The sequence below is a fragment of the Mycolicibacterium smegmatis genome (assembly GCF_001457595.1).
Classification (GTDB): domain Bacteria; phylum Actinomycetota; class Actinomycetes; order Mycobacteriales; family Mycobacteriaceae; genus Mycobacterium; species Mycobacterium smegmatis.
The window spans coordinates 4,704,615-4,725,218 of sequence record NZ_LN831039.1 but is presented as its reverse complement, the minus strand read 5'-3'; the positions used below and the strand labels follow the sequence as shown (position 1 = coordinate 4,725,218).

At 68.2% G+C, this 20,604-nt stretch carries 18 protein-coding genes; 14 read left to right on the top strand and 4 right to left on the bottom strand.

The window, feature by feature from the left end; all coding sequences use genetic code 11:
- Positions 1-65: 65 nt before the first annotated feature.
- Both AT701_RS22620 and AT701_RS22615 read right to left on the bottom strand, forming a co-directional pair.
- Entirely contained in the window at positions 66-284 is a 219-nt protein-coding gene (locus AT701_RS22620) for a hypothetical protein (RefSeq protein WP_003896013.1), read from the bottom strand.
- A 3-nt stretch (positions 285-287) separates the two neighbouring features.
- Positions 288-1,637, bottom strand: a complete 1,350-nt coding sequence (locus AT701_RS22615; protein ID WP_003896012.1) for an ammonium transporter — start codon at positions 1,635-1,637, stop codon at positions 288-290.
- 157 nt (positions 1,638-1,794) lie between these two features.
- On the opposite strand from AT701_RS22615, the gene AT701_RS22605 reads away from it, so the two are divergent.
- The 13 genes from AT701_RS22605 to proB all read left to right on the top strand — a co-directional run bounded on the left by AT701_RS22605 (position 1,795) and on the right by proB (position 17,817).
- Positions 1,795-3,786, top strand: coding sequence for a S9 family peptidase (locus tag AT701_RS22605; protein ID WP_058126638.1), 1,992 nt, complete (start codon positions 1,795-1,797; stop codon positions 3,784-3,786).
- 10 nt (positions 3,787-3,796) lie between these two features.
- Positions 3,797-5,047, top strand: coding sequence for a saccharopine dehydrogenase family protein (locus AT701_RS22600; protein WP_003896009.1), 1,251 nt, complete (start codon positions 3,797-3,799; stop codon positions 5,045-5,047).
- A gap of 120 nt (positions 5,048-5,167) precedes the next feature.
- Positions 5,168-5,782 carry a DUF937 domain-containing protein gene (locus AT701_RS22595; RefSeq protein WP_058126637.1) on the top strand — a complete coding sequence of 205 codons (615 nt, stop codon included), beginning with the start codon at positions 5,168-5,170 and terminating at the stop codon, positions 5,780-5,782.
- Between the two features lie 105 nt (positions 5,783-5,887).
- The gene (locus AT701_RS22590) at positions 5,888-8,539 is read left to right on the top strand and encodes a valine--tRNA ligase (RefSeq protein ID WP_058126636.1); all 2,652 of its coding nucleotides are present in this window, start codon (positions 5,888-5,890) and stop codon (positions 8,537-8,539) included.
- On the top strand, positions 8,536-9,945 hold the full coding sequence (gene folC, locus AT701_RS22585; protein ID WP_058126635.1) for a bifunctional tetrahydrofolate synthase/dihydrofolate synthase: 1,410 nt from the start codon (positions 8,536-8,538) through the stop codon (positions 9,943-9,945). Before AT701_RS22590 ends, folC begins: the two co-directional genes overlap by 4 nt.
- On the top strand, positions 9,942-10,346 hold the full coding sequence (locus AT701_RS22580) for a DUF4233 domain-containing protein (RefSeq protein ID WP_003896005.1): 405 nt from the start codon (positions 9,942-9,944) through the stop codon (positions 10,344-10,346). The genes folC and AT701_RS22580 overlap by 4 nt, the downstream gene beginning before the upstream one ends.
- Before the next feature lie 85 nt (positions 10,347-10,431).
- Positions 10,432-10,851 carry a nucleoside-diphosphate kinase gene (gene ndk, locus AT701_RS22575; RefSeq protein WP_011729972.1) on the top strand — a complete coding sequence of 140 codons (420 nt, stop codon included), beginning with the start codon at positions 10,432-10,434 and terminating at the stop codon, positions 10,849-10,851.
- A 397-nt stretch (positions 10,852-11,248) separates the two neighbouring features.
- Positions 11,249-11,575 (top strand): translation initiation factor IF-2 N-terminal domain-containing protein, encoded by a 327-nt coding sequence (locus AT701_RS35400; RefSeq protein WP_174519612.1) that lies wholly within the window; start codon positions 11,249-11,251, stop codon positions 11,573-11,575.
- The gene (gene rne, locus AT701_RS22570; RefSeq protein WP_174519611.1) at positions 11,530-14,376 is read left to right on the top strand and encodes a ribonuclease E; all 2,847 of its coding nucleotides are present in this window, start codon (positions 11,530-11,532) and stop codon (positions 14,374-14,376) included. The genes AT701_RS35400 and rne overlap by 46 nt, the downstream gene beginning before the upstream one ends.
- A 188-nt stretch (positions 14,377-14,564) precedes the next feature.
- Positions 14,565-14,876 carry a 50S ribosomal protein L21 gene (gene rplU, locus AT701_RS22565; RefSeq protein ID WP_003896002.1) on the top strand — a complete coding sequence of 104 codons (312 nt, stop codon included), beginning with the start codon at positions 14,565-14,567 and terminating at the stop codon, positions 14,874-14,876.
- Positions 14,877-14,892: 16 nt separating this feature from the next.
- Positions 14,893-15,159, top strand: coding sequence for a 50S ribosomal protein L27 (gene rpmA / locus AT701_RS22560; RefSeq protein WP_003896001.1), 267 nt, complete (start codon positions 14,893-14,895; stop codon positions 15,157-15,159).
- Positions 15,160-15,250: 91 nt separating this feature from the next.
- The gene (gene obgE, locus AT701_RS22555; RefSeq protein ID WP_003896000.1) at positions 15,251-16,708 is read left to right on the top strand and encodes a GTPase ObgE; all 1,458 of its coding nucleotides are present in this window, start codon (positions 15,251-15,253) and stop codon (positions 16,706-16,708) included.
- Positions 16,705-17,817: a glutamate 5-kinase gene (proB, locus tag AT701_RS22550; RefSeq protein ID WP_003895999.1), complete on the top strand. Its 1,113-nt coding sequence runs from the start codon at positions 16,705-16,707 to the stop codon at positions 17,815-17,817. Before obgE ends, proB begins: the two co-directional genes overlap by 4 nt.
- Here proB and AT701_RS22545 read toward each other — a convergent pair.
- Complete coding sequence (locus AT701_RS22545) at positions 17,814-18,455, bottom strand: TetR/AcrR family transcriptional regulator (protein ID WP_003895998.1); 642 nt, start codon at positions 18,453-18,455, stop codon at positions 17,814-17,816. The two genes, proB and AT701_RS22545, sit on opposite strands and share 4 nt — an antisense overlap.
- 66 nt (positions 18,456-18,521) lie before the next feature.
- On the opposite strand from AT701_RS22545, the gene AT701_RS22540 reads away from it, so the two are divergent.
- Positions 18,522-19,781 (top strand): cytochrome P450, encoded by a 1,260-nt coding sequence (locus AT701_RS22540; protein WP_058126634.1) that lies wholly within the window; start codon positions 18,522-18,524, stop codon positions 19,779-19,781.
- Here the strand turns inward: AT701_RS22540 and AT701_RS22535 are convergent.
- Positions 19,750-20,598: an NAD-dependent protein deacetylase gene (locus AT701_RS22535; protein WP_058126633.1), complete on the bottom strand. Its 849-nt coding sequence runs from the start codon at positions 20,596-20,598 to the stop codon at positions 19,750-19,752. The genes AT701_RS22540 and AT701_RS22535 overlap by 32 nt on opposite strands.
- Between the last annotated feature and the right edge of the window lie 6 nt (positions 20,599-20,604).

The window sequence follows — 20,604 nt, the reverse complement described above, 5'->3', positions numbered from 1 at the left end:
CCCGGCCGAATGGCCGGGGCGCTTCTCGTCGTATTCGGTTGTGTTCGGTTGACAATCCGGTGGGATCAGTAGGGGGTCGGTTCGCCTTCGGCGGCCGGCCCGGGTTCGACGGGCTTGTGCTCGATGATGGCCTTGTACGCCCTGTTCTCGTGCTGGATCATCCGGACGAAGAAGCCCACGAAGAGCGCCAGTGAGAGGAGGAAGAAGACCCACACGCCCACGGAGTATCCGCCGAACGTGAAGACCACCGAGGCATCGTCGTAACTGTCGATCGGACTGAACATAAGTTACACCTCCGCGGTGGTGACGAGTTTGCCGTTGGTCTTGGCATGGCCGTTGCCGTTGACCGGCATGGCCGTGACCGGGATGCCCTCGGGGTACGGGGTGGCGGGAACCTCGGTGAGGTCCAGGCCCTGCTCCTCGACTTCCTTCGGGATGCGCAGCAGCCCAACCTTCTTGAGTCCCAGCGAAACGACGTACGTCGGGATGAAGCCCAGAGCGGCGAACACCGCGGCGCCGATCGCCTGGCCCCACAACGAGATGGACGGGTTGCCACCGGTGTTCGGGTAGCCGTGCAGGAAGATGCCGGACATCAGCAGCGAGTACAGGCCGATGCCGCCGTGCACGGAAACCGCACCAACCACGTCGTCGATCTTGAACTTCTCCAGCAGCCTGCCGATGAACGGAGCGACCGCACCGGCACCGAACGCGATGACGAAGGCCAGCGTCGGGTGGTACAGATCCATGCCCGCGGCGACGCCGATGACACCGCACAGACCACCCGAGATGGTCCAGAACGGTTCACCCTTGGATGTCAGGTAGGCGCCGATGATGCCACCGCCCAGGCCCATCAGGGTGTTGAATGCGAACGCGCTCATGGTCGTCGGGCTCGCGTAGATGGTCGTCAGGCCGTCGCCCGCGTAGATGATGCAGCCCATCAGGAAGCCGAAGAAGCCCGTGAAGATGAGCATCAGGCCCAGCATGGTCAGCGGCAGGTTGTGCGGACGGATGGTCACCGGGGTGCCGTCGGGCAAGAAGCGTCCGATACGCGGACCGAGGTTGATCAGAACGCCGAGGGTCGCGAAGCCCGCGATCATGTGGACGCAGCCCGCGGCACCCACGTCATGGAAGCCCAGCTTGGTCAGCATCCAGCCGGCGCCGTGCCAGCCCCACGCGGCGCCGATTATCCAGGTCACCGAACCGACGAGCACTGTGAGAATGAGGAATCCGCTGGTGCGGATGCGTTCGAGCACCGCGCCGGACATGATCGACCCGGTGGTCGCGGCGAACAGCGCGAACGCGCCCCAGAAGATGCCGCTGGCCGAGTCCTGGACGTTGGGCCCCATGTTGTCGCCCCACGGGAGCGCAGCCTTGGCTGCCTCGTTGAACTCGATGAACCCGCTGGGCATCGCGTTGTAGAGGAACCAGCCGACGAAGTAGAAGGACGCGATGATGGTGGCCAGGGCCAGCAGGTTCTTCATCGCGGTGGCAAGCACGTTCTTCGACCTGGATGCGCCGACCTCGTAGGCGAGGAACCCCGCGTGGATGAGGAACATCAACGCGATGGACACCCAGTAGTAGAACTCGTTGTTGATCGTCGCCATCGTGTCGAGGGCGTCTTGTACGTCAGGTGGCACAAAAACCTCCGCAGGGGGAAGGAGTTGAAAGGGGTGTTTCTTCGTAGGATTTCCGGGGTACTGACGGTGTACCGGTCGTACGCTAACCCTTGCTGTGTGTCCCGCCGATCACCTCGCGTTAAATCCGGATGAAGTCCGGATGTGCTAGCAACGAAGCATGAATTCCACGCCGTTTCACGACCTCGACGCCTATCTCGACCTCCCGCGAGTTTCTGGACTGGCAGTCTCGCCGGACGGCACGCGCGTGGTCACCACGGTCAGCACACTCAATGCGAAACGGACCGAATTCGTCACCGCGTTATGGGAATTGGATCCGGCCGGGCAGCAACCGGCGCGCCGGCTGACCCGCGGGCTCAAAGGGGAATCGGCGCCGGTGTTCACAGCGGACGGCGACGTGTTGTTCCTCGCGGTCCGGCCCACCGAGGACGACGAGAAACCGCCCGCCGCGCTGTGGCGGCTACCTGCGCACGGCGGGGAGGCCCACGAGATGCTGAGCCTGCCCGGTGGTGTCAGCGCGGCGGCGAGCGCCCGCACAGCGGACGTGACCGTCGTGGCAGCACCGTTGTTGCCGTCGGCCGCGGACGTCGAGGCCGACCGGTCACTGCGCAAGGCGCGCAAGGACAACAAGGTGTCGGCCATCCTGCACACCGGATATCCGGTGCGGCAGTGGGACCACGACCTCGGGCCCGACCTGCCCCATCTGTTCGATGCCGACGGCGCACGCAATCTCACCGAGCGCCCGGGTGTCGCGTTGCGGGAGAGCACATTCGACGTCAGCCCCGACGGTGCGTTCGTGGTGGCGACCTGGCACGTGCCGGCACCCGGCGCGGCGACCCGCTCGACGCTGGTCCGCATCGACCGGGAGACCGGGGCGCGGACCACGATCGCCGAGGATCCGCAGGCCGACCTGGAACATCCCGTGATCGCGCCCGACGGCGGCGCGCTCGCGTTCACCCGTGAAACGCACTCCACACCCACAGAGCCACCACGAATCACCCTGTGCTGCATGCGATTCGGTAACGACGACGAACAGTTGGGCGAGTGGGCGGAAGTGGCCACCGAATGGGACCGGTGGCCGTCGTGGCTGGCCTGGTCTGCCGACGCGTCGGCCCTGATCGTCACCGCGGACGACAACGGCCGCGGACCCGTCTTCTCCGTCCACCCCGACACCGGGACCGTGACGCGGCTGACCGACGACGATCACACCTACACCGATGTCTGCCCGGCGCCCGGCGGGATCATCTACGCGCTGCGCAGTTCCTACGCCGTCCCACCGCATCCGGTGCGCATCGATCCCGACGGCACCGTGACCGAGCTGCCGTGCTTCGACGCACCCGCACTGCCCGGCAGCCTCACCGAGATCACCGCGACGGCCGAGGACGGTACGCCCGTGCGCTCGTGGCTGACGCTGCCCGAGTCCACCGATCCCGCGCCGCTGGTGCTGTGGGTGCACGGCGGACCGCTGGGCAGCTGGAACACCTGGCACTGGCGCTGGAACCCGTGGCTGCTGACCGCGCACGGCTACGCGGTGCTCATGCCCGATCCCGCGCTGTCGACGGGCTACGGCCAGGACTTCATCGCACGCGGCTGGGGTGCGTGGGGTGAGGCGCCCTACACCGATCTCATGGCCGCGACCGATGCCGCATGTGAGCATCCGCGTGTCGACGCGTCGCGCACCGCGGCCATGGGCGGCTCGTTCGGCGGCTACATGGCGAACTGGGTCGCCGGTCACACCGACCGGTTCGACGCGATCGTCACACACGCGAGCCTGTGGGCGCTCGATCAGTTCGCGCCCACGACCGACGGCGCCTACTGGTGGGCGCGGGAGATGACGCCTGAGATGATGCAACGGAATTCACCGCACCGGTTCGTCGACCAGATCAACACCCCGATGCTGGTGATCCACGGCGACAAGGACTACCGCGTGCCCATCGGTGAGGCCCTGCGGCTGTGGTACGAACTGCTCACCGAATCGGCCCTGCCCGCCGACGACAACGGGGACAGTCCGCACCGGTTCCTCTACTACCCGGCCGAGAACCACTGGGTGCTCACACCGCAGCACGCCAAGCTCTGGTATCAGGTGGTCACCGCGTTCCTCGACGAGAACTTGCGTAACGAGCCCGCACAGTGGCCGGAGTTGCTCGGGTAGCGTCGGGGCCGTGACGCAGCGTGAGTTCGACCTCGTCCTGTACGGCGCAACCGGGTTTGCCGGCAAGCTGACCGCGCAATACCTGGCGGGCGCCGCCGGTGACGCGCGTATCGCCCTGGCCGGCCGGTCGGCCGAGAAGTTGCAGGCCGCCCGCGACAGCATCGGCGGTGCCGCGGCCGACTGGCCGCTGGTGATCGCCGACGCCGACAACCCGTCGACGCTGGCGGACATGGCCGCGCGCACCCGTGTCGTGGTGACCACGGTCGGCCCCTACACGCGTTACGGCCTGCCGCTGGTCGCCGCGTGCGCGGCCGCGGGCACCGATTACGCCGACCTGACCGGCGAGACGATGTTCATCCGCGACAGCATCGACCGGTATCACCAGCAGGCAGTCGACACCGGCGCGCGGATCGTGCACTCGTGCGGATTCGATTCCGTGCCTTCCGATCTGACGGTCTTCGCGTTGCACCGGCGTGCCACCGCCGACGGCGCGGGCGAACTCGTCGACACCGATCTGGTGCTGCGTTCGTTCGCAGGCGGTGTCTCGGGTGGCACCGCGGCGTCGATGATCGAGGTGCTGCGTACGTCGTCGACCGATCCGGCCGCTCGCGCGGCGATGACCGATCCGTACACGCTGAGCCCCGACCGCAGCCGCGAGCCCGAGCTGGGGGATCAGCCCGACGTGCGGTGGCGCCGCGGCAGCGAGATCGCGCCCGAACTGGCGGGGTACTGGACCGGGGCATTCGCGATGGCCGGTCCGAACACGCGAATCGTGCGGCGCAGCAATGCGTTGCTGGACTACGCGTACGGCCGCAGGTTCGCCTACGCAGAGCAGATGAGCTGTGGCCGTTCGCCGGCCGCGCCGATCGCGGCGGCACTGGTCACGGCGTCCAACGCCGCGACGATGGGCCTCGGTGGGCGGTTCTTCGACAAGATTCCCTCGGGTCTGCTCGAGCGTGTGCTGCCCAAGCCGGGCACCGGGCCCAGCGAGCAGACCCGCGAACGTGGGCACTACCGCGTCGAGACCTACACCACCACGACCTCGGGCGCCCGCTACGTGGCGACCATGGCCCAGCAGGGCGATCCCGGGTACAAGGCGACCGCGGTGCTGCTGGGTGAATGCGGCCTGGCACTGGCCACCGACCGCGACAAGCTTTCCGGCCTGCACGGCGTGCTGACCCCGGCCGCAGCAATGGGCGATGCGCTGCTCACCAGGCTGCCCGCGGCGGGGGTTGTGCTGGAGACCACGAAGCTGGACTGATGCGCACGGGCGTTGCCGCAATATGGATCTGGCCGCGTCGAAGGCGCGTGACAGCGGGCCGTGTGGACTAGTGTCATCGCCGAGTACGCAAACACACCAGCAACGAAGGTGGGAACAATCATGGCCGGTCTCGACGAACTGTTCGCCCAGATCCCGGTGGCGGACATCGCCAACAAAGTCGGAGCAGACGAAGGCGAGGTGACCGCGGCCATCAAGACCCTGGTTCCCGCGCTCGTCGGCGGTCTGCAGCAGAACGTCGCCGCCGATGACATCGACTCGGCTCCGCTGGAGTCCGCGGTCACCGAGCAGGCCGCCAGCGGTCTGCTCGACGGCGGCGTCAACGTCGACGACGTCGACGAGAAGCAGGGCGACAACCTCGTGGCCCACCTGTTCGGCGGCAACGACAGCAACGCCGTCGCCTCCGCGCTGGCTGGAACCGGCGCGGGCAACGGCGACCTGATCAAGAAGGTCCTGCCGATCCTCGCGCCGATCGTGCTCGCCTACATCGGCAAGCAGTTCTCGCAGCAGAACGCCCCGGCGCAGCAGCAGGCGTCCGGCGGCGGCCTGGCCGACATCCTCGGCAGCATCCTCGGCGGTATGGCTTCCGGCGGCCAGCAGGCCAACCAGAGCGCCAACAACAACCCGCTGGGCAGCATCCTCGGCAGCGTGCTCGGCGGCGGTCAGGGCAATGCCATCGGTGAGATCCTCGGCGGTCTGCTCGGCGGCAAGAAGTAGCCCGCATCACTTTTCGCGTCATCTCGGAAGCCCCCTGTTACCCAGCGAACGCTCGGGCGACGGGGGCTTTCGCTCATCGGCCCCCGCTCTTCATAGAATGGCGCGGTGACCGCCAGTCCTGAGAACCGTGCCGATGCCCTCCCGAAGTCCTGGGATCCGGGCGCGGTAGAAGCCGAGCTGTACCAGGGCTGGGTCGACGCCGGATACTTCACCGCCGATCCCGCGAGCGACAAGCCGCCCTACTCGATCGTGCTGCCACCGCCCAACGTCACCGGCAGCCTGCACATGGGCCACGCGCTCGACCACACGCTGATGGACGTGCTGACCCGCCGCAAGCGCATGCAGGGCTACGAGGTGCTGTGGCTGCCGGGTATGGACCATGCCGGCATCGCGACGCAAACCGTCGTGGAGAAGCAGCTCGCCGCCGACGGCAAGACCAAGGAAGACCTCGGCCGCGAGGAGTTCGTCGCCAAGGTGTGGGACTGGAAGCGCGAGTCCGGCGGCACCATCGGCGGACAGATGCGCCGCCTCGGCGACGGTGTCGACTGGAGCCGTGACCGCTTCACCATGGACGAAGGTCTGTCGCGCGCCGTGCGCACGATCTTCAAGCGGCTGTTCGACGCCGGGCTGATCTATCAGGCCGAGCGGCTGGTCAACTGGTCGCCGGTGCTCGAGACCGCGATCAGCGACCTCGAGGTCAAGTACGAAGACGTCGAGGGCGAGCTCGTGTCGTTCCGCTACGGCTCGATGAACGACGACGAACCGCACATCGTGGTGGCCACCACCCGTGTGGAGACCATGCTTGGCGACACCGCCATCGCGGTGCACCCCGACGACGAGCGGTACCGGCACCTGGTGGGCAAGACCCTGCCGCACCCGTTCGTCGACCGTGACATGGTGATCGTCGCCGACACCCACGTCGATCCCGAATTCGGCACCGGCGCAGTGAAAGTCACGCCGGCACACGATCCGAACGACTTCGAGATCGGCATGCGCCACGGCCTGCCGATGCCGACGATCATGGATACCAAGGGCCGCATCGCCGACACCGGCACGCAGTTCGACGGCATGGACCGCTTCGAAGCCCGCGTCAAGGTGCGCGAGGCGCTCGCCGCGCAGGGGCGCATCGTCGCCGAGAAGCGCCCGTACCTGCACAGCGTCGGGCACTCCGAACGCAGCGGCGAGCCCATCGAGCCGCGCCTGAGCCTGCAGTGGTGGGTCAAGGTCGAGTCGCTCGCCAAGGCCGCGGGTGACGCGGTGCGCAACGGCGACACCGTGATCCACCCGCCGAGCCTGGAGCCGCGCTGGTTCGCGTGGGTCGACAACATGCACGATTGGTGCATCTCGCGGCAGTTGTGGTGGGGACACCGGATCCCGATCTGGCACGGTCCCGATGGGGAGACCGTGTGCGTCGGCCCGGACGAGACCCCGCCGGAGGGCTGGGAGCAGGATCCCGACGTCCTCGACACGTGGTTCTCCTCGGCGCTGTGGCCCTTCTCGACCATGGGCTGGCCCGACCACACGCCTGAGCTGGCCAAGTTCTATCCCACCTCGGTGCTGGTGACGGGCTACGACATCCTGTTCTTCTGGGTGGCCCGGATGATGATGTTCGGCACGTTCGTGGGCGACGACCCCGCGGTCACCCTCGAAGGTGCGCGCGGCAGGCAGGTGCCGTTCGAGAACGTCTTCCTGCACGGCCTGATCCGCGACGAGTTCGGCCGCAAGATGAGCAAATCGCGCGGCAACGGCATCGACCCGCTGGACTGGGTCGAGAAGTTCGGCGCCGACGCACTGCGGTTCACCCTGGCGCGCGGCGCGAGCCCCGGCGGTGACCTGTCGATCGGCGAGGACCACGCACGCGCCTCCCGCAACTTCGCCACCAAGTTGTTCAACGCGACCCGGTTCGCGTTGATGAACGGCGCTGCACCGGCGCCGCTGCCTGCCGCGTCCGAGCTCACCGACGCCGACCGCTGGATCCTGGGCCGGCTGGAAGAGGTTCGCGCCGAGGTTGATTCGGCCTTCGACAACTACGAGTTCAACCGGGCCTGCGAGGCGCTGTACCACTTCGCCTGGGACGAGTTCTGCGACTGGTACGTGGAGCTCGCGAAAGTGCAACTGGGACAAGGTCTCACGCATACTACTGCGGTGCTCGCGGCCGTGCTCGACACGTTGCTCAAGCTTTTGCACCCGGTGATGCCGTTCGTCACGGAGACCCTGTGGAAGACGCTCACCGGCGGTGAGTCGGTGGTGGTCGCGACGTGGCCCGAGCCCTCCGGGTTCGCGCTGGACACCGTTGCGACACAACGCATCACCGATATGCAGAAGCTCATCACCGAGGTGCGCCGGTTCCGCAGCGACCAGGGCCTGGCCGACCGCCAGAAGGTGCCTGCGCGGCTCACCGACGTCGAGGCGGCCGGTTTGACCGCGCAGCTGCCCGCCGTCGCCGCGCTCGCGTGGCTCACCGAGGCCGGCGACGGGTTCAGCCCGTCGGCGTCGGTCGAGGTGCGCCTGTCACAGGGCACCGTCGTGGTCGAGGTCGACACGTCGGGCACTGTCGACGTCGAGGCCGAACGGCGCAGGCTCGAAAAGGATCTGGCGGTCGCCCAGAAGGAACTGGCCACCACCACGGCCAAACTCGGCAACGAGGCCTTCCTGTCCAAGGCGCCCGCCCAGGTGGTCGACAAGATCCGGGGCAGGCAAGCCCTGGCCAGTGAAGAGGTCGAACGCATCACCGCGCGCCTGGCTGGCCTCAAATGACCGATCCGGTCCCAGCGCCGGACGAGGTCGCCGCGCTGCTGCAGGTCGAGCACCTCCTCGACCAGCGGTGGCCGGAGACCAAACTGGAGCCGAGCACCACACGCATCGCGGCGTTGCTCGAACTGCTCGGGTCACCGCAGCGCGCGTACCCGTCGATCCACGTCGCGGGCACCAACGGCAAGACCTCGGTGTGCCGCATCATCGACGCGTTGCTCATGGCGCTGCACCGCAGGACCGGGCGCACCACCAGCCCGCACCTGCAGTCGGCCGTCGAACGAATATCCATTGACGGCAAACCGATCTCGCCCGCGCAGTACGTGGCCACCTACACCGAGATCGAACCGTTCGTGCAGCTGGTCGACCAGCAGTCCGAGGCTGCAGGCGGCCCCAAGATGAGCAAGTTCGAGGTGCTCACGGCGATGGCCTTCGCGGCGTTCGCCGATGCGCCGATCGACGTCGCGGTCGTCGAGGTCGGCATGGGCGGGCGCTGGGACGCGACCAACGTCGTCAACGCCCCGGTCGCGGTGATCACCCCGATCGGCCTGGACCACACCGACTACCTGGGCGACACGATCGACGCGATCGCGGGGGAGAAGGCGGGCATCATCACCCGCCAGCCCGAAGACCTGGTGCCCACCGACACCGTCGCGGTGATCGGGAAGCAGGACCCCGCCGCCATGGAGGTGCTGCTGGCCGAGGCCGTACGCGCCGACGCCGCGGTGGCCCGCGAGGATTCCGAGTTCGCGGTGCTGGGGAGGCAGGTCGCCATCGGCGGTCAACTGCTGGAATTGCAGGGCCTCGGTGGCGTGTACCCCGAGATCTTCCTGCCGCTGCACGGCGAGCATCAGGCGCACAACGCGGTCCTCGCGCTGGCCGCGGTCGAGGCGTTCTTCGGCGCCGGGGCCGACCGTCAGCTCGACGTCGAGGCCGTGCGCGCCGGGTTCGCGGCCGTGCGCAGCCCCGGCCGGATGGAACGGATGCGCAGCGCGCCAACGGTGTTCATCGATGCCGCGCACAACCCGGCCGGTGCCGCCGCTCTCGCGCAGACCCTGCAGGAGGAGTTCGACTTCCGCCATCTGGTGGGTGTGGTGTCGGTGATGGGTGACAAGGACGTCGACGGCATCCTCACCGCGCTGGAACCCGCGTTCGACCAGATCGTGGTCACGCACAACGGCTCGCCGCGCGCCCTCGACGTCGAATCGCTGGCGATGCGCGCCGAGGAACGCTTCGGCCCTGAACGCGTGATCACCGCCACGACCCTGCCCGACGCCATCGAGACCGCGACGGCCCTCGTCGAGGAAGCCGGCGCCGAGTCCGACTCGATGTCCGGCGCGGGCATGGTCATCACCGGTTCGGTGGTGACCGCGGGCGCGGCCAGAACCCTCTTCGGACGGGATCCGCAATGAGTGAGAACCAAGCACCCGACAACGAGCCGGCACCCGCGAAGGATCCCTGGAAGAGCTTCCGCGGCGTCATGGCGGCATGCCTCATCCTGGAGGCCATCGTGGTGCTGCTCGCCTTGCCGGTCGTGGCGGTCGGTGGACTGTCGGCGGCCGCGGGCGGCTACCTGATCGGGCTCGCGGTCGTGCTGATCCTCATGTGCGGCGTGCAGGGCAGGCCGTGGGCGCTGTGGGCAAACCTGGGGATGCAGGTGCCCGTGATCGCCGGTGCGGTGTTCCACGGGGGCATCGGCTTCATCGGCGTGGTGTTCCTGGTGGTGTGGCTGCTGATCGTCTACCTGCGCCACGAGGTCAAGCGCAGGCAGGAGCGGGGCCTGCTCCCCGGGCAGCAACGCCCCGCCGAATAGGCGGCAACCAGCCGGCGCCCGGTTCAAAAAGCCAGCTCGGGGGCATATTCGCGAAAATTCGTTACCGCCCGGTACGCTCTCTGCCGTGACTGAGCGGACCCTCGTACTTATCAAGCCGGACGGTGTGAAGCGCCAACTCGTGGGGGAGATCCTCAGCCGGATCGAACGCAAGGGCCTGACACTGGCCGCCCTCGAGCTCAAGAACGTCAGCGACGACCTCGCGCGTCAGCACTACGCCGAGCACGCCGACAAGCCGTTCTTCGGATCCCTGCTCGAGTTCATCACGTCGGGCCCGCTCGTCGCGGCGATCGTCGAGGGCCCGCGCGCGGTGGCGGCGTTCCGTCAGATCGCGGGCGGCACCGATCCGGTCGAGAAGGCCGTCCCCGGCACCATCCGCGGTGACTTCGCCCTCATCACGCAGGACAATCTCGTGCACGGTTCCGATTCGCCCGAGTCGGCGGCCCGCGAGATCGCCCTGTGGTTCCCCGGCGAGGCCACCGCCTGATCCTGGCGGCCTGAATCCACGACAAATCCAAGTCCAGATCCACTTCCGAAACGGCCCCGGAGCCGGTCAGCGGACCGCCTCCGGGGCCGTTTTGCGGTCTCGATACGAGGGCTATTCGCAGTCTGGTCGGTCGGACGCCAGTGATGTGGGATACTGGGTGCGGGTGAGCGGCCTCAACCGGGGCTGAGCACCCGAATGAAGACTTCGACGTGCGCGACCACCGCAAACCGGTGCGGCGCCGACCGTCCAGCCATCATTCAGCCAGGCACCGGGTGGGTTCGACAGCGGACCGCTCGGAGCGAGACCACAACAAGTCCGGGGAACGTAGCCCGGGCCAATAGCGGAAGCCCTCGCGTGGCCGCGTCGTACGACGCGCCCGGGGGCTTGAGGAGAATTCGTGGCCGAAGATGCCCATACCGAAGACCTATCAACCCAGACTCCCCAGCAGGAGGGACTCCCAGAGCGTCTGAGAGTCCATTCACTGGCCCGTGTCCTGGGCACCACCAGTCGGCGCGTGCTCGACGCCCTGGCCGAGTTCGACGGGCGCCAGCGCAGCGCCCATTCGACGGTCGACAAGGCCGACGCCGAGCGGGTCCGCGCGGCGCTCACCGAGTCCCCCGCAGCGGAGACGCCCCCGAAGAAGCGCCCGCAGCAGAAGCGCCCGCGGCGGAGACGCCCGTGGCCGATCTGGTCGTGGTGCAAGCCGAGCAGGTCGAGGTCGTGACGGTCTCCGAGGCCGGGCCTGCCGAACCTGCCGAACCCGAAGCTCCCGCAGCCGAGGCCGAAGCCGAGGCCGAAACCGAGGTCGCGGACGAAGCCGAGACCCCGGAGCCCACGTTCCGCGGCGCAGTCCTCGTGGGTGACGAACCCGAGTCGCGGCTCATCCTGGAGCACGCCAACATCCCGCCGGCCCGCGAGACGCAGACCGAGCGCCCCGACTACCTGCCGCTGTTCGTGGCGCCGCAGCCCGTGAGCTTCGAGCCCGCCGTCGTCGACGACGAGGACGAGGACGACGACACCGAGACCGGTGCCGAATCCGATTTCGATTCCGGGGCCGACTCCGACTCCGACGACGACCAGGCCGACCGGCCGCGCCGGCGCCGCCGTGGCCGTCGCGGACGAGGGCGTGGCCGTGGCGAGCAGAACGACGACGCCACATCGGACGCCGACACCGACTCCACCGACGATCAGACCGACGGTGACGAGCAGGAGTCAGGTGAGGACTCCGAGGACTCCGACGACAGCGGCGACGAGGACAGCACCACCACCGAGGGCGGCACCCGCAGGCGCCGTCGCCGCAGGCGGCGCAAGAGCGGCTCGGGCGACAGCGACGACGCCGTCTCGCCTGACGACCCGCCGAACACCGTCGTCCACGAGCGCGCCCCGCGGACCGAGCGCAGCGACAAGAGCGACGACTCCGAGATCCAGGGCATCAGCGGCTCCACGCGGCTGGAGGCCAAGCGTCAGCGTCGGCGCGACGGCCGCGACGCCGGCCGCCGCCGCCCGCCGATCCTGAGCGAGGCCGAGTTCCTGGCCCGCCGCGAGGCCGTCGAACGCACCATGATCGTGCGCGACAAGGTGCGCACCGAACCGCCGCACGAGGGTGCGCGCTACACGCAGATCGCCGTGCTCGAAGACGGCGTGGTGGTCGAGCACTTCGTGACGTCGGCGGCCTCTGCTTCGCTGGTGGGCAACATCTACCTGGGCATCGTCCAGAACGTGCTGCCGTCCATGGAGGCCGCGTTCGTCGACATCGGCCGCGGCCGCAACGGCGTGCTCTACGCCGGTGAGGTGAACTGGGAGGCTGCCGGTCTGGGCGGGCAGAACCGTAAGATCGAGCAGGCGCTCAAGCCGGGCGACTACGTCGTCGTGCAGGTCAGCAAGGACCCCGTCGGCCACAAGGGCGCCCGCCTCACCACGCAGGTGTCGCTGGCCGGCCGCTATCTGGTGTACGTGCCCGGCGCGTCGTCCACCGGCATCAGCCGCAAGCTTCCCGACACCGAGCGTCAGCGTCTCAAGGAGATCCTGCGTGAGGTGGTTCCGTCTGATGCAGGCGTGATCATCCGCACGGCCTCGGAGGGCGTCAAGGAAGAGGACATCCGCTCCGACGTCGAACGGCTCCAGAAGCGCTGGTCCGAGATCGAGGCCAAGGCCGCCGAGGTCACCGAGAAGAAGGCCGGCGCCGCCGTGGCGCTCTACGAAGAGCCCGACGTGCTGGTCAAGGTGATCCGCGACCTGTTCAACGAGGACTTCTCCAGCCTGATCGTCTCCGGCGACGAGGCCTGGAACACCATCAACTCCTACGTAGAGGCCGTCGCGCCCGACCTCATGCCACGGCTCACCAAGTACGAGCCCGCGGGACCCGACGCACCCGACGTGTTCGCGGTGCACCGCATCGACGAGCAGCTCGCGAAGGCCATGGACCGCAAGGTGTGGCTGCCCTCGGGCGGCACCCTGGTGATCGACCGCACCGAGGCCATGACCGTCGTCGACGTCAACACCGGCAAGTTCACCGGGTCGGGCGGCAACCTCGAGCAGACCGTGACGCGCAACAACCTGGAGGCCGCCGAGGAGATCGTGCGGCAGCTGCGGCTGCGCGACATCGGCGGCATCGTCGTCATCGACTTCATCGACATGGTCCTGGAATCCAACCGCGATCTGGTGCTGCGCCGCCTGACCGAGGCGCTCGCGCGGGACCGCACGCGGCACCAGGTGTCCGAGGTGACCTCGCTGGGGTTGGTGCAGCTCACGCGTAAGCGCCTGGGCACCGGGTTGGTCGAGGCGTTCTCGACGGCGTGCACGCACTGCGGTGGGCGCGGCATCGTCCTGCACGGCGATCCCATCGACTCCGCGTCGTCCAACGGCGGGCGCAAGTCCGACTCGAGCGGCGGCGGTGGCAGCGGTGGTGGCCGGCGCGGCAAGCGCGGGAAGAAGGGCGCCGCCCGCACCGAAGAGGTGCACGTCGCGAAGGTCCCGGACCACACGCCGGGTGAGCATCCGATGTTCAAGGCCATGGCGGCTGCCAACGGCAAGCACGAAGGCGACGAGGACCACGAGGACCACGAGGACCACGAGACCGCCGAGGACACCACCGCGGCCGAGGTCCGGGACGACACGCGCGACGAGCACGACGCCGACGAGCGCGCCCACGTCGTGACCGCGGCCGTCGGGGCTGCGGGCGACGAGGACCTCGACGACTCGGATGAGGATTCGGACCTGGATTCCGACGAGGAATCCGACGACGAGTCGGACGAGGACGAGATCGAACTCGACGACGACGAGGACGAACTCGACGAGGACATCGAGGTGATCGGCGACTCCGATGACTCCGACGACTCCGACGACTCCGACGAAGACGACGACTCGGATGACTCCGACGACGACTCCGACGAAGACGAGGACTCGGACTCGGATGAGGACGAAGAGCCGGTCCGGGAGGTCTACGAGCCGCCGGTGACGGCGCCGCGCGCACGGGTGCGCCGCCGGGCCGCGGCACGTCCGGCGGGGCCGCCCAGCCACGACTAGACGAGCATCACGGTGTCTCAGGCGAGATCCAGGGGGGCCAGTTTGACCCTCTACCCGCTGGTCACGTACCCTTGACCAGTTGTCGCCAGAGCCTGTGGTCAGGCCGGCGGCCGGTGGGACCACCTCCCGCCACCCAAGACCCGCGCACACACCGCCTGGTGACGTGCGCCCGCAGAGCAGAGGACACGATGGCGACATACGCAATCGTCAAGACCGGCGGCAAGCAGTACAAGGTTGCCGCCGGCGACGTGGTGAAGGTTGAGAAGCTCGACTCCGAGCCCGGCGCGTCGGTGTCGCTGCCCGTCGCCCTGGTGGTCGACGGCGCCAACGTCACCAGCAAGGCCGACGACCTGGCCAAGGTCGCGGTCACCGCTGAGGTGCTGGAGCACACCAAGGGCCCCAAGATCCGCATTCACAAGTTCAAGAACAAGACCGGCTACCACAAGCGCCAGGGTCACCGTCAGCAGCTGACGGTGCTCAAGGTCACGGGCATCAAGTAGTAGGAGGCGTTTCGACATGGCACACAAGAAGGGCGCTTCCAGCTCTCGCAACGGTCGCGACTCAGCAGCACAGCGACTCGGCGTCAAGCGGTTCGGTGGTCAGGTCGTGAAGGCAGGCGAGATCCTCGTCCGTCAGCGCGGCACCCACTTCCACCCGGGCGTCAACGTCGGCCGCGGTGGCGACGACACCCTGTTCGCCCTGGCTCCCGGCGCCGTGGAGTTCGGCGCCAAGCGTGGCCGCAAGACGGTCAACATCGTCCCGGTTGCGCGGCCGGAGGCCTGAGACTCCGAGGACTTTTTCCGTGGATGTGAAGCTGCCGGAGTTCTCGACAGAACTTTCGCGATAGCTTCACATCCAACGGAAAGGATCTCCGATGCCCCGGTTTGTCGACCGAGTCGTCATTCACGCGCGGGCAGGCAACGGCGGTAACGGCTGCGCGTCTGTCCACCGTGAGAAGTTCAAACCGCTCGGCGGCCCCGACGGTGGCAACGGCGGCCGGGGTGGCAGCGTCATCCTCGTCGTCGATCCGCAGGTGCACACCCTGCTGGACTTCCATTTCCATCCCCACGTCGTCGCACCCTCCGGCAAGCCCGGTGCGGGCAGCAACCGCGACGGCGCCGCAGGCATCGATCTCGAGGTGCGCGTTCCCGACGGCACCGTCGTGCTCGACGAGAACGGGCGCATGCTCGCCGATCTCGTCGGTGCGGGCACCCGGTTCGAGGCGGCCGCGGGCGGACGTGGGGGACTGGGTAACGCGGCCCTGGCATCCCGCGCGCGCAAGGCCCCCGGTTTCGCGCTGCTCGGTGAAAAGGGCCAGGAGCGCGACCTCACGCTCGAGCTCAAGACCGTTGCCGACGTCGGACTGATCGGCTTCCCGTCGGCCGGGAAATCCTCTCTCGTGTCGACGATCTCGGCTGCCAAGCCCAAGATCGCCGACTATCCCTTCACGACGCTGGTGCCCAACCTCGGCGTGGTGTCGGCAGGGGAGAACACCTACACGGTCGCCGACGTTCCGGGCCTGATCCCCGGGGCCTCCGAGGGTCGCGGTCTCGGCCTGGATTTCCTGCGGCACCTCGAACGGTGTGCGGTACTGGTCCACGTCGTCGACTGCGCCACCATGGAACCGGGACGCGACCCCATCTCCGACATCGAGGCCCTGGAGGCCGAACTCGCGGCGTACACCCCGACCCTGCAAGGGGATTCGGCCCTGGGTGATCTGGCATCACGGCCGCGCGCGGTGGTGCTCAACAAGATCGACGTTCCCGATGCGCGTGAACTCGCCGACTTCGTCCGCGACGAGGTGGCCGGGCGGTTCGGCTGGCCCGTGTACGAGATCTCCACAGTCAGCCGGGATGGCTTGCGCCCGTTGATATTTGCACTGTGGGAGATGGTCAAGAAGTACCGTGACGCGCAGCCCGTCGCCGCGCCGCGGCGTCCCATCATCCGGCCGATTCCCGTCGACGAGAGCGGTTTCACCATCTCTTCCGACGGCGAGGGCGGCTTCATCGTGCGCGGCACGCGGCCAGAACGCTGGATCGCGCAGACCGACTTCAACAACGACGAGGCCGTCGGTTACCTCGGCGACCGGCTGGCACGGCTGGGCGTCGAGGACGAACTGCTCAAGCGCGGCGCGAAGCCCGGTTGCGCGGTCACGATCGGTGACGTCACGTTCGACTGGGAGCCGCAGACCCCGGCCGGTGTCGACGTCACGATGACCGGGCGCGGCACCGACATCCGCCTTGAGCAGACCGATCGCGTCGGCGCCGCCGAACGTAAGGCCGCACGGCGCGAACGGAGGCAACCGGGAGCATCGGGAGGAGAGGACTCGTGAGCGAGCACCGCGAGGCGGTCCGTACCGCACGCAGTGTCGTCGTCAAGATCGGAACCACGGCCCTCACCACACCTTCGGGTGTCTTCGACGCCAACCGGCTCGCAAGCCTGGTCGAGGCCATCGAGGGCCGCATGAAAGCCGGCTCCGACGTCGTCATCGTGTCCTCTGGTGCCATCGCCGCCGGTATCGAACCTCTCGGGTTGTCCAAGCGCCCAACGGATCTCGCGACCAAGCAGGCCGCGGCCAGTGTGGGCCAGGTGGCCCTGGTGAACGCGTGGAGCTCGGCGTTCGCGGTGTACAACCGCACCGTCGGGCAGGTCCTGCTCACCGCGCACGACATCTCGATGCGTGTGCAGCACAACAACGCCCAGCGCACCCTCGACCGTCTGCGGGCCCTGCACGCCGTGGCGATCGTCAACGAGAACGACACCGTGGCCACCAACGAGATCCGCTTCGGTGACAACGACCGGCTCTCGGCTTTGGTGGCGCACCTGGTCGGGGCCGACGCGCTGATCCTGCTGTCGGACATCGACGGCCTCTACGACGGAGACCCCCGCAAGGCGACGCCCGACAAACCGGCCCGCTTCATACCGGAGGTCGCCGCCCAAGGTGACCTCGATGGCGTGGTCGCGGGCCGCGGCAGCAGCCTCGGCACGGGCGGTATGGCATCGAAGTTGTCGTCGGCTCTGCTGGCCGCCGACGCTGGTGTTCCCGTGCTGCTGGCCGCCGCGGCGGACGCCGGACGAGCGCTCGACGATGCGTCGGTGGGCACGGTGTTCGCCCCGCGCCCCGAGCGCATGTCGGCCCGCAAGTTCTGGATGCGCTACGCCGCGGAGTCGGCCGGTGCGCTCACCCTCGACGACGGCGCGGTGCGCGCGGTGATCAAGCAGCGCCGCTCGCTGCTGCCCGCGGGCATCACCTCGGTGACCGGCCGCTTCCACGGCGGCGACGTGGTCGACCTGCGGGCGCTCGACGGGCACACCGTCGCTCGCGGCGTGGTGGCGTACGACCAGGCCGAACTCGCCTCGATCATCGGCCGCTCGACACACGAACTGCCCGTCGAGATGCGCCGTCCCGCCGTCCACGCCGACGACCTGGTGCGCACCTAGCGATCTGTCGAGGCGGGGCGCAGATACAGTGCGCCCCAGACGATCTCAGTGAGGGTGTCGGCCAGTTCCGCATCGTAGGACGCCGGTCGTGACGGCAGGTTCTGGTGGCAGGTGCGCTCGACCATCCACGTCAGCGTGCTCGCGGTGGTCTCGGCGGGCAGCTGCGCGCGGATGGATCCGTCGGCCTGGCCCTCCTCGATCACGCGGGCGAGTTGCGCCGATATCCCGGTCAGCAGGTCACGGTAGGTCTGTGCGACCAGCGGGTCGTAGGCGCTCATCTCGTTGAGCGCGACGAGCACCGGTTGGTGGCGCCGGTAGCTCGCGATGATGCCGGACATCGCGGTGTGGACGTCGCCCGGATTGCGGCGTCCCGCCACACCCCACCACTGTTGTGCCTCGTGCGCGAGGTCGTCGAACACCTGCGCGGCGAGCCTGCGCAGCAGGTGCCCTTTGTCCTCGAAGTAGATGTAGAAGCTCGCGCGGGAGATGCCGGCCTCGGTGGCAAGCCTGTCGACGCTCAGTTCGGTGAAGCTCGTGCCGTCGGACATCAGCCGGTCGGTGGCGTCGAGCAGCGCCCGCTCGATGCGTTCGCGTCGTTCTTCCCGGTTGGCCTGCGGTTTTCTGGTGACCGATGGCATCCATCCAGCGTATCGGCATCAATCACATCTTGACTAGACACACTGTCTAGACCTACTGTCGCCAGCATGACTGTGTTGCCGATCACACGTCCTTACGACGCCGTCGATCTCTCGTCGCGGGCATTCTGGGCCACCACGGCCGCCGACCGTGAAGTCGCGTTCGCCCAACTGCGCGCCGAGCGTCCGGTCAGCTGGCACCCGCCGGTCGAGGACGCGCTGATGCACGATCCCGACGACAAGGGCTTCTGGGCCGTCACGCGCCACGCCGACATCGTCGCGATCAGCCGCGACAGCGAGACGTTCCTGTCCGGGCAGGGCGTGCTGTTCGAGAACGTCCCGCAGGAACTGCTGGAGGCCTCGCAGTCCTTCCTCGCGATGGACGCGCCGCGGCACACCCTCATCCGCAAGCTCGTGCACTCGGCCTTCACGCCGCGGCAGGTCGCGCGCATCGAGGATTCGATCAAGGCCAACGCAGCCGCGATCGTCGCGGAACTCAAGGCCGCTGGCAGCGGCGTGGACTTCGTCGACCACTGCGCCAAAGAACTGCCCATCCGCACGCTGTCGGACATGGTCGGCATCCCCGAAGGCGAGCGCGAGAAGGTGGCCCACGCGGCCGATGCGCTGGTGTCCTGGGCCGATCCGATCTACCTGGCCGGCCGCCATCCCCTGGAGGTGGTGCTGGAAAACCAGATGTACCTGCACCAGGTGGCCAACACCCTGGCTGCCGAGCGGCGCGAGAACCCGGGCAACGATCTGATCAGCGCGCTCGTGCACGCTGAGGTCGACGGTGACCGGCTCACCGACGCCGAGGTCGCCGCGTTCTTCGTGCTGCTCGCGGTCGCGGGCAACGACACCACGCGCCAGACCACCAGCCACGCCCTGAAGGCGCTCACCGACTTCGAAGACCAAAGAGCCTGGCTCATGGAGGATTTCGACGACCGCATCGGTGTGGCGGTCGAGGAGATGGTGCGCTGGGCGTCACCGGTGATGACGTTCCGCCGTACGGCAGCGGTCGACGTCGAACTGGGCGGGCGGCAAATCGCGGCGGGGGAGAAGGTTGTGATGTTCTATGCGTCGGGCAACTGGGACACCACGGTGTTCGACCGGCCTGACGTGCTCGATCTGGGTCGCAAACCCAACCCGCATCTGGGTTTCGGTGGCGGCGGACGGCACTTCTGCCTCGGCGCACACGTCGCCAGGACACAACTGCGGGCGATCTTCGGCGAACTGCTGCACCAGTTGCCCGACATCCGCGCCAGCGAACCGGAGTACCTGCAAGGGAATTTCGTGCACGCTATCCGGGCGATGCCGTGTACGTTCTCGTGAGTTCACCGGCCAGCAGCGTCAGCATCTCCGAGCAGCCGCTGTGTACCTTCACCGCGGCCAGATCGTCGCCGCGGGTGGGCCCGCGGTTGACGATCCCCACCGGGATGCCGCGCGCCGCGGCGTGCCGGACGAACCGGTAACCGGAGAACACCGTGAGCGACGAGCCGGCGACCAGCAGGGCGTCGGCGCCGTCGACCATCGAATACGCCTGCTCCACACGAGTTTTCGGGACACTGTCACCGAAATAGACGATGTCGGGCTTGAGCATGCCGCCGCACATCGGGCAGTCGACCACCACGAACGACGCGGTGTCGGTGATCATCGCGTCGGCGTCGGGTGCCACGGCGATACCGCCCACCGATTCGGCGCGCGCGAGGAAGCCCGGATTGGCCTCCTCCAGCATCACCGCGAGCGCGGCGCGCGACATGGTGTGCCCGCAGTCCGGGTTCAGGCACACCACCTGCGCGTAGGTGCCGTGCAGGTTGATCACCTCGCGACTGCCCGCCTTGGTGTGCAGCAGATCCACGTTCTGCGTGATCACACCCGCGACCACGCCTGAGGCCTCCATGGCGGCCAGCGCGCGATGCCCGGCGTTGGGCTGGGTCTCGTCCATGTGCCGCCACCCGACGTGGTTGCGGGCCCAGTAGCGCTGACGGAACACCTGGTCCGAGGTGAACTGCTGGATGGTCATCGGGTTGCTGGGCGGCGAATCGGGCCCGCGGTAGTCCGGGATACCCGAGTCGGTCGACATGCCGGCGCCCGTGAGCGCCACGATGCGACGGCCCTGTAACAGGGCGACCAGTTCAGGGGCATCCATTGGCTC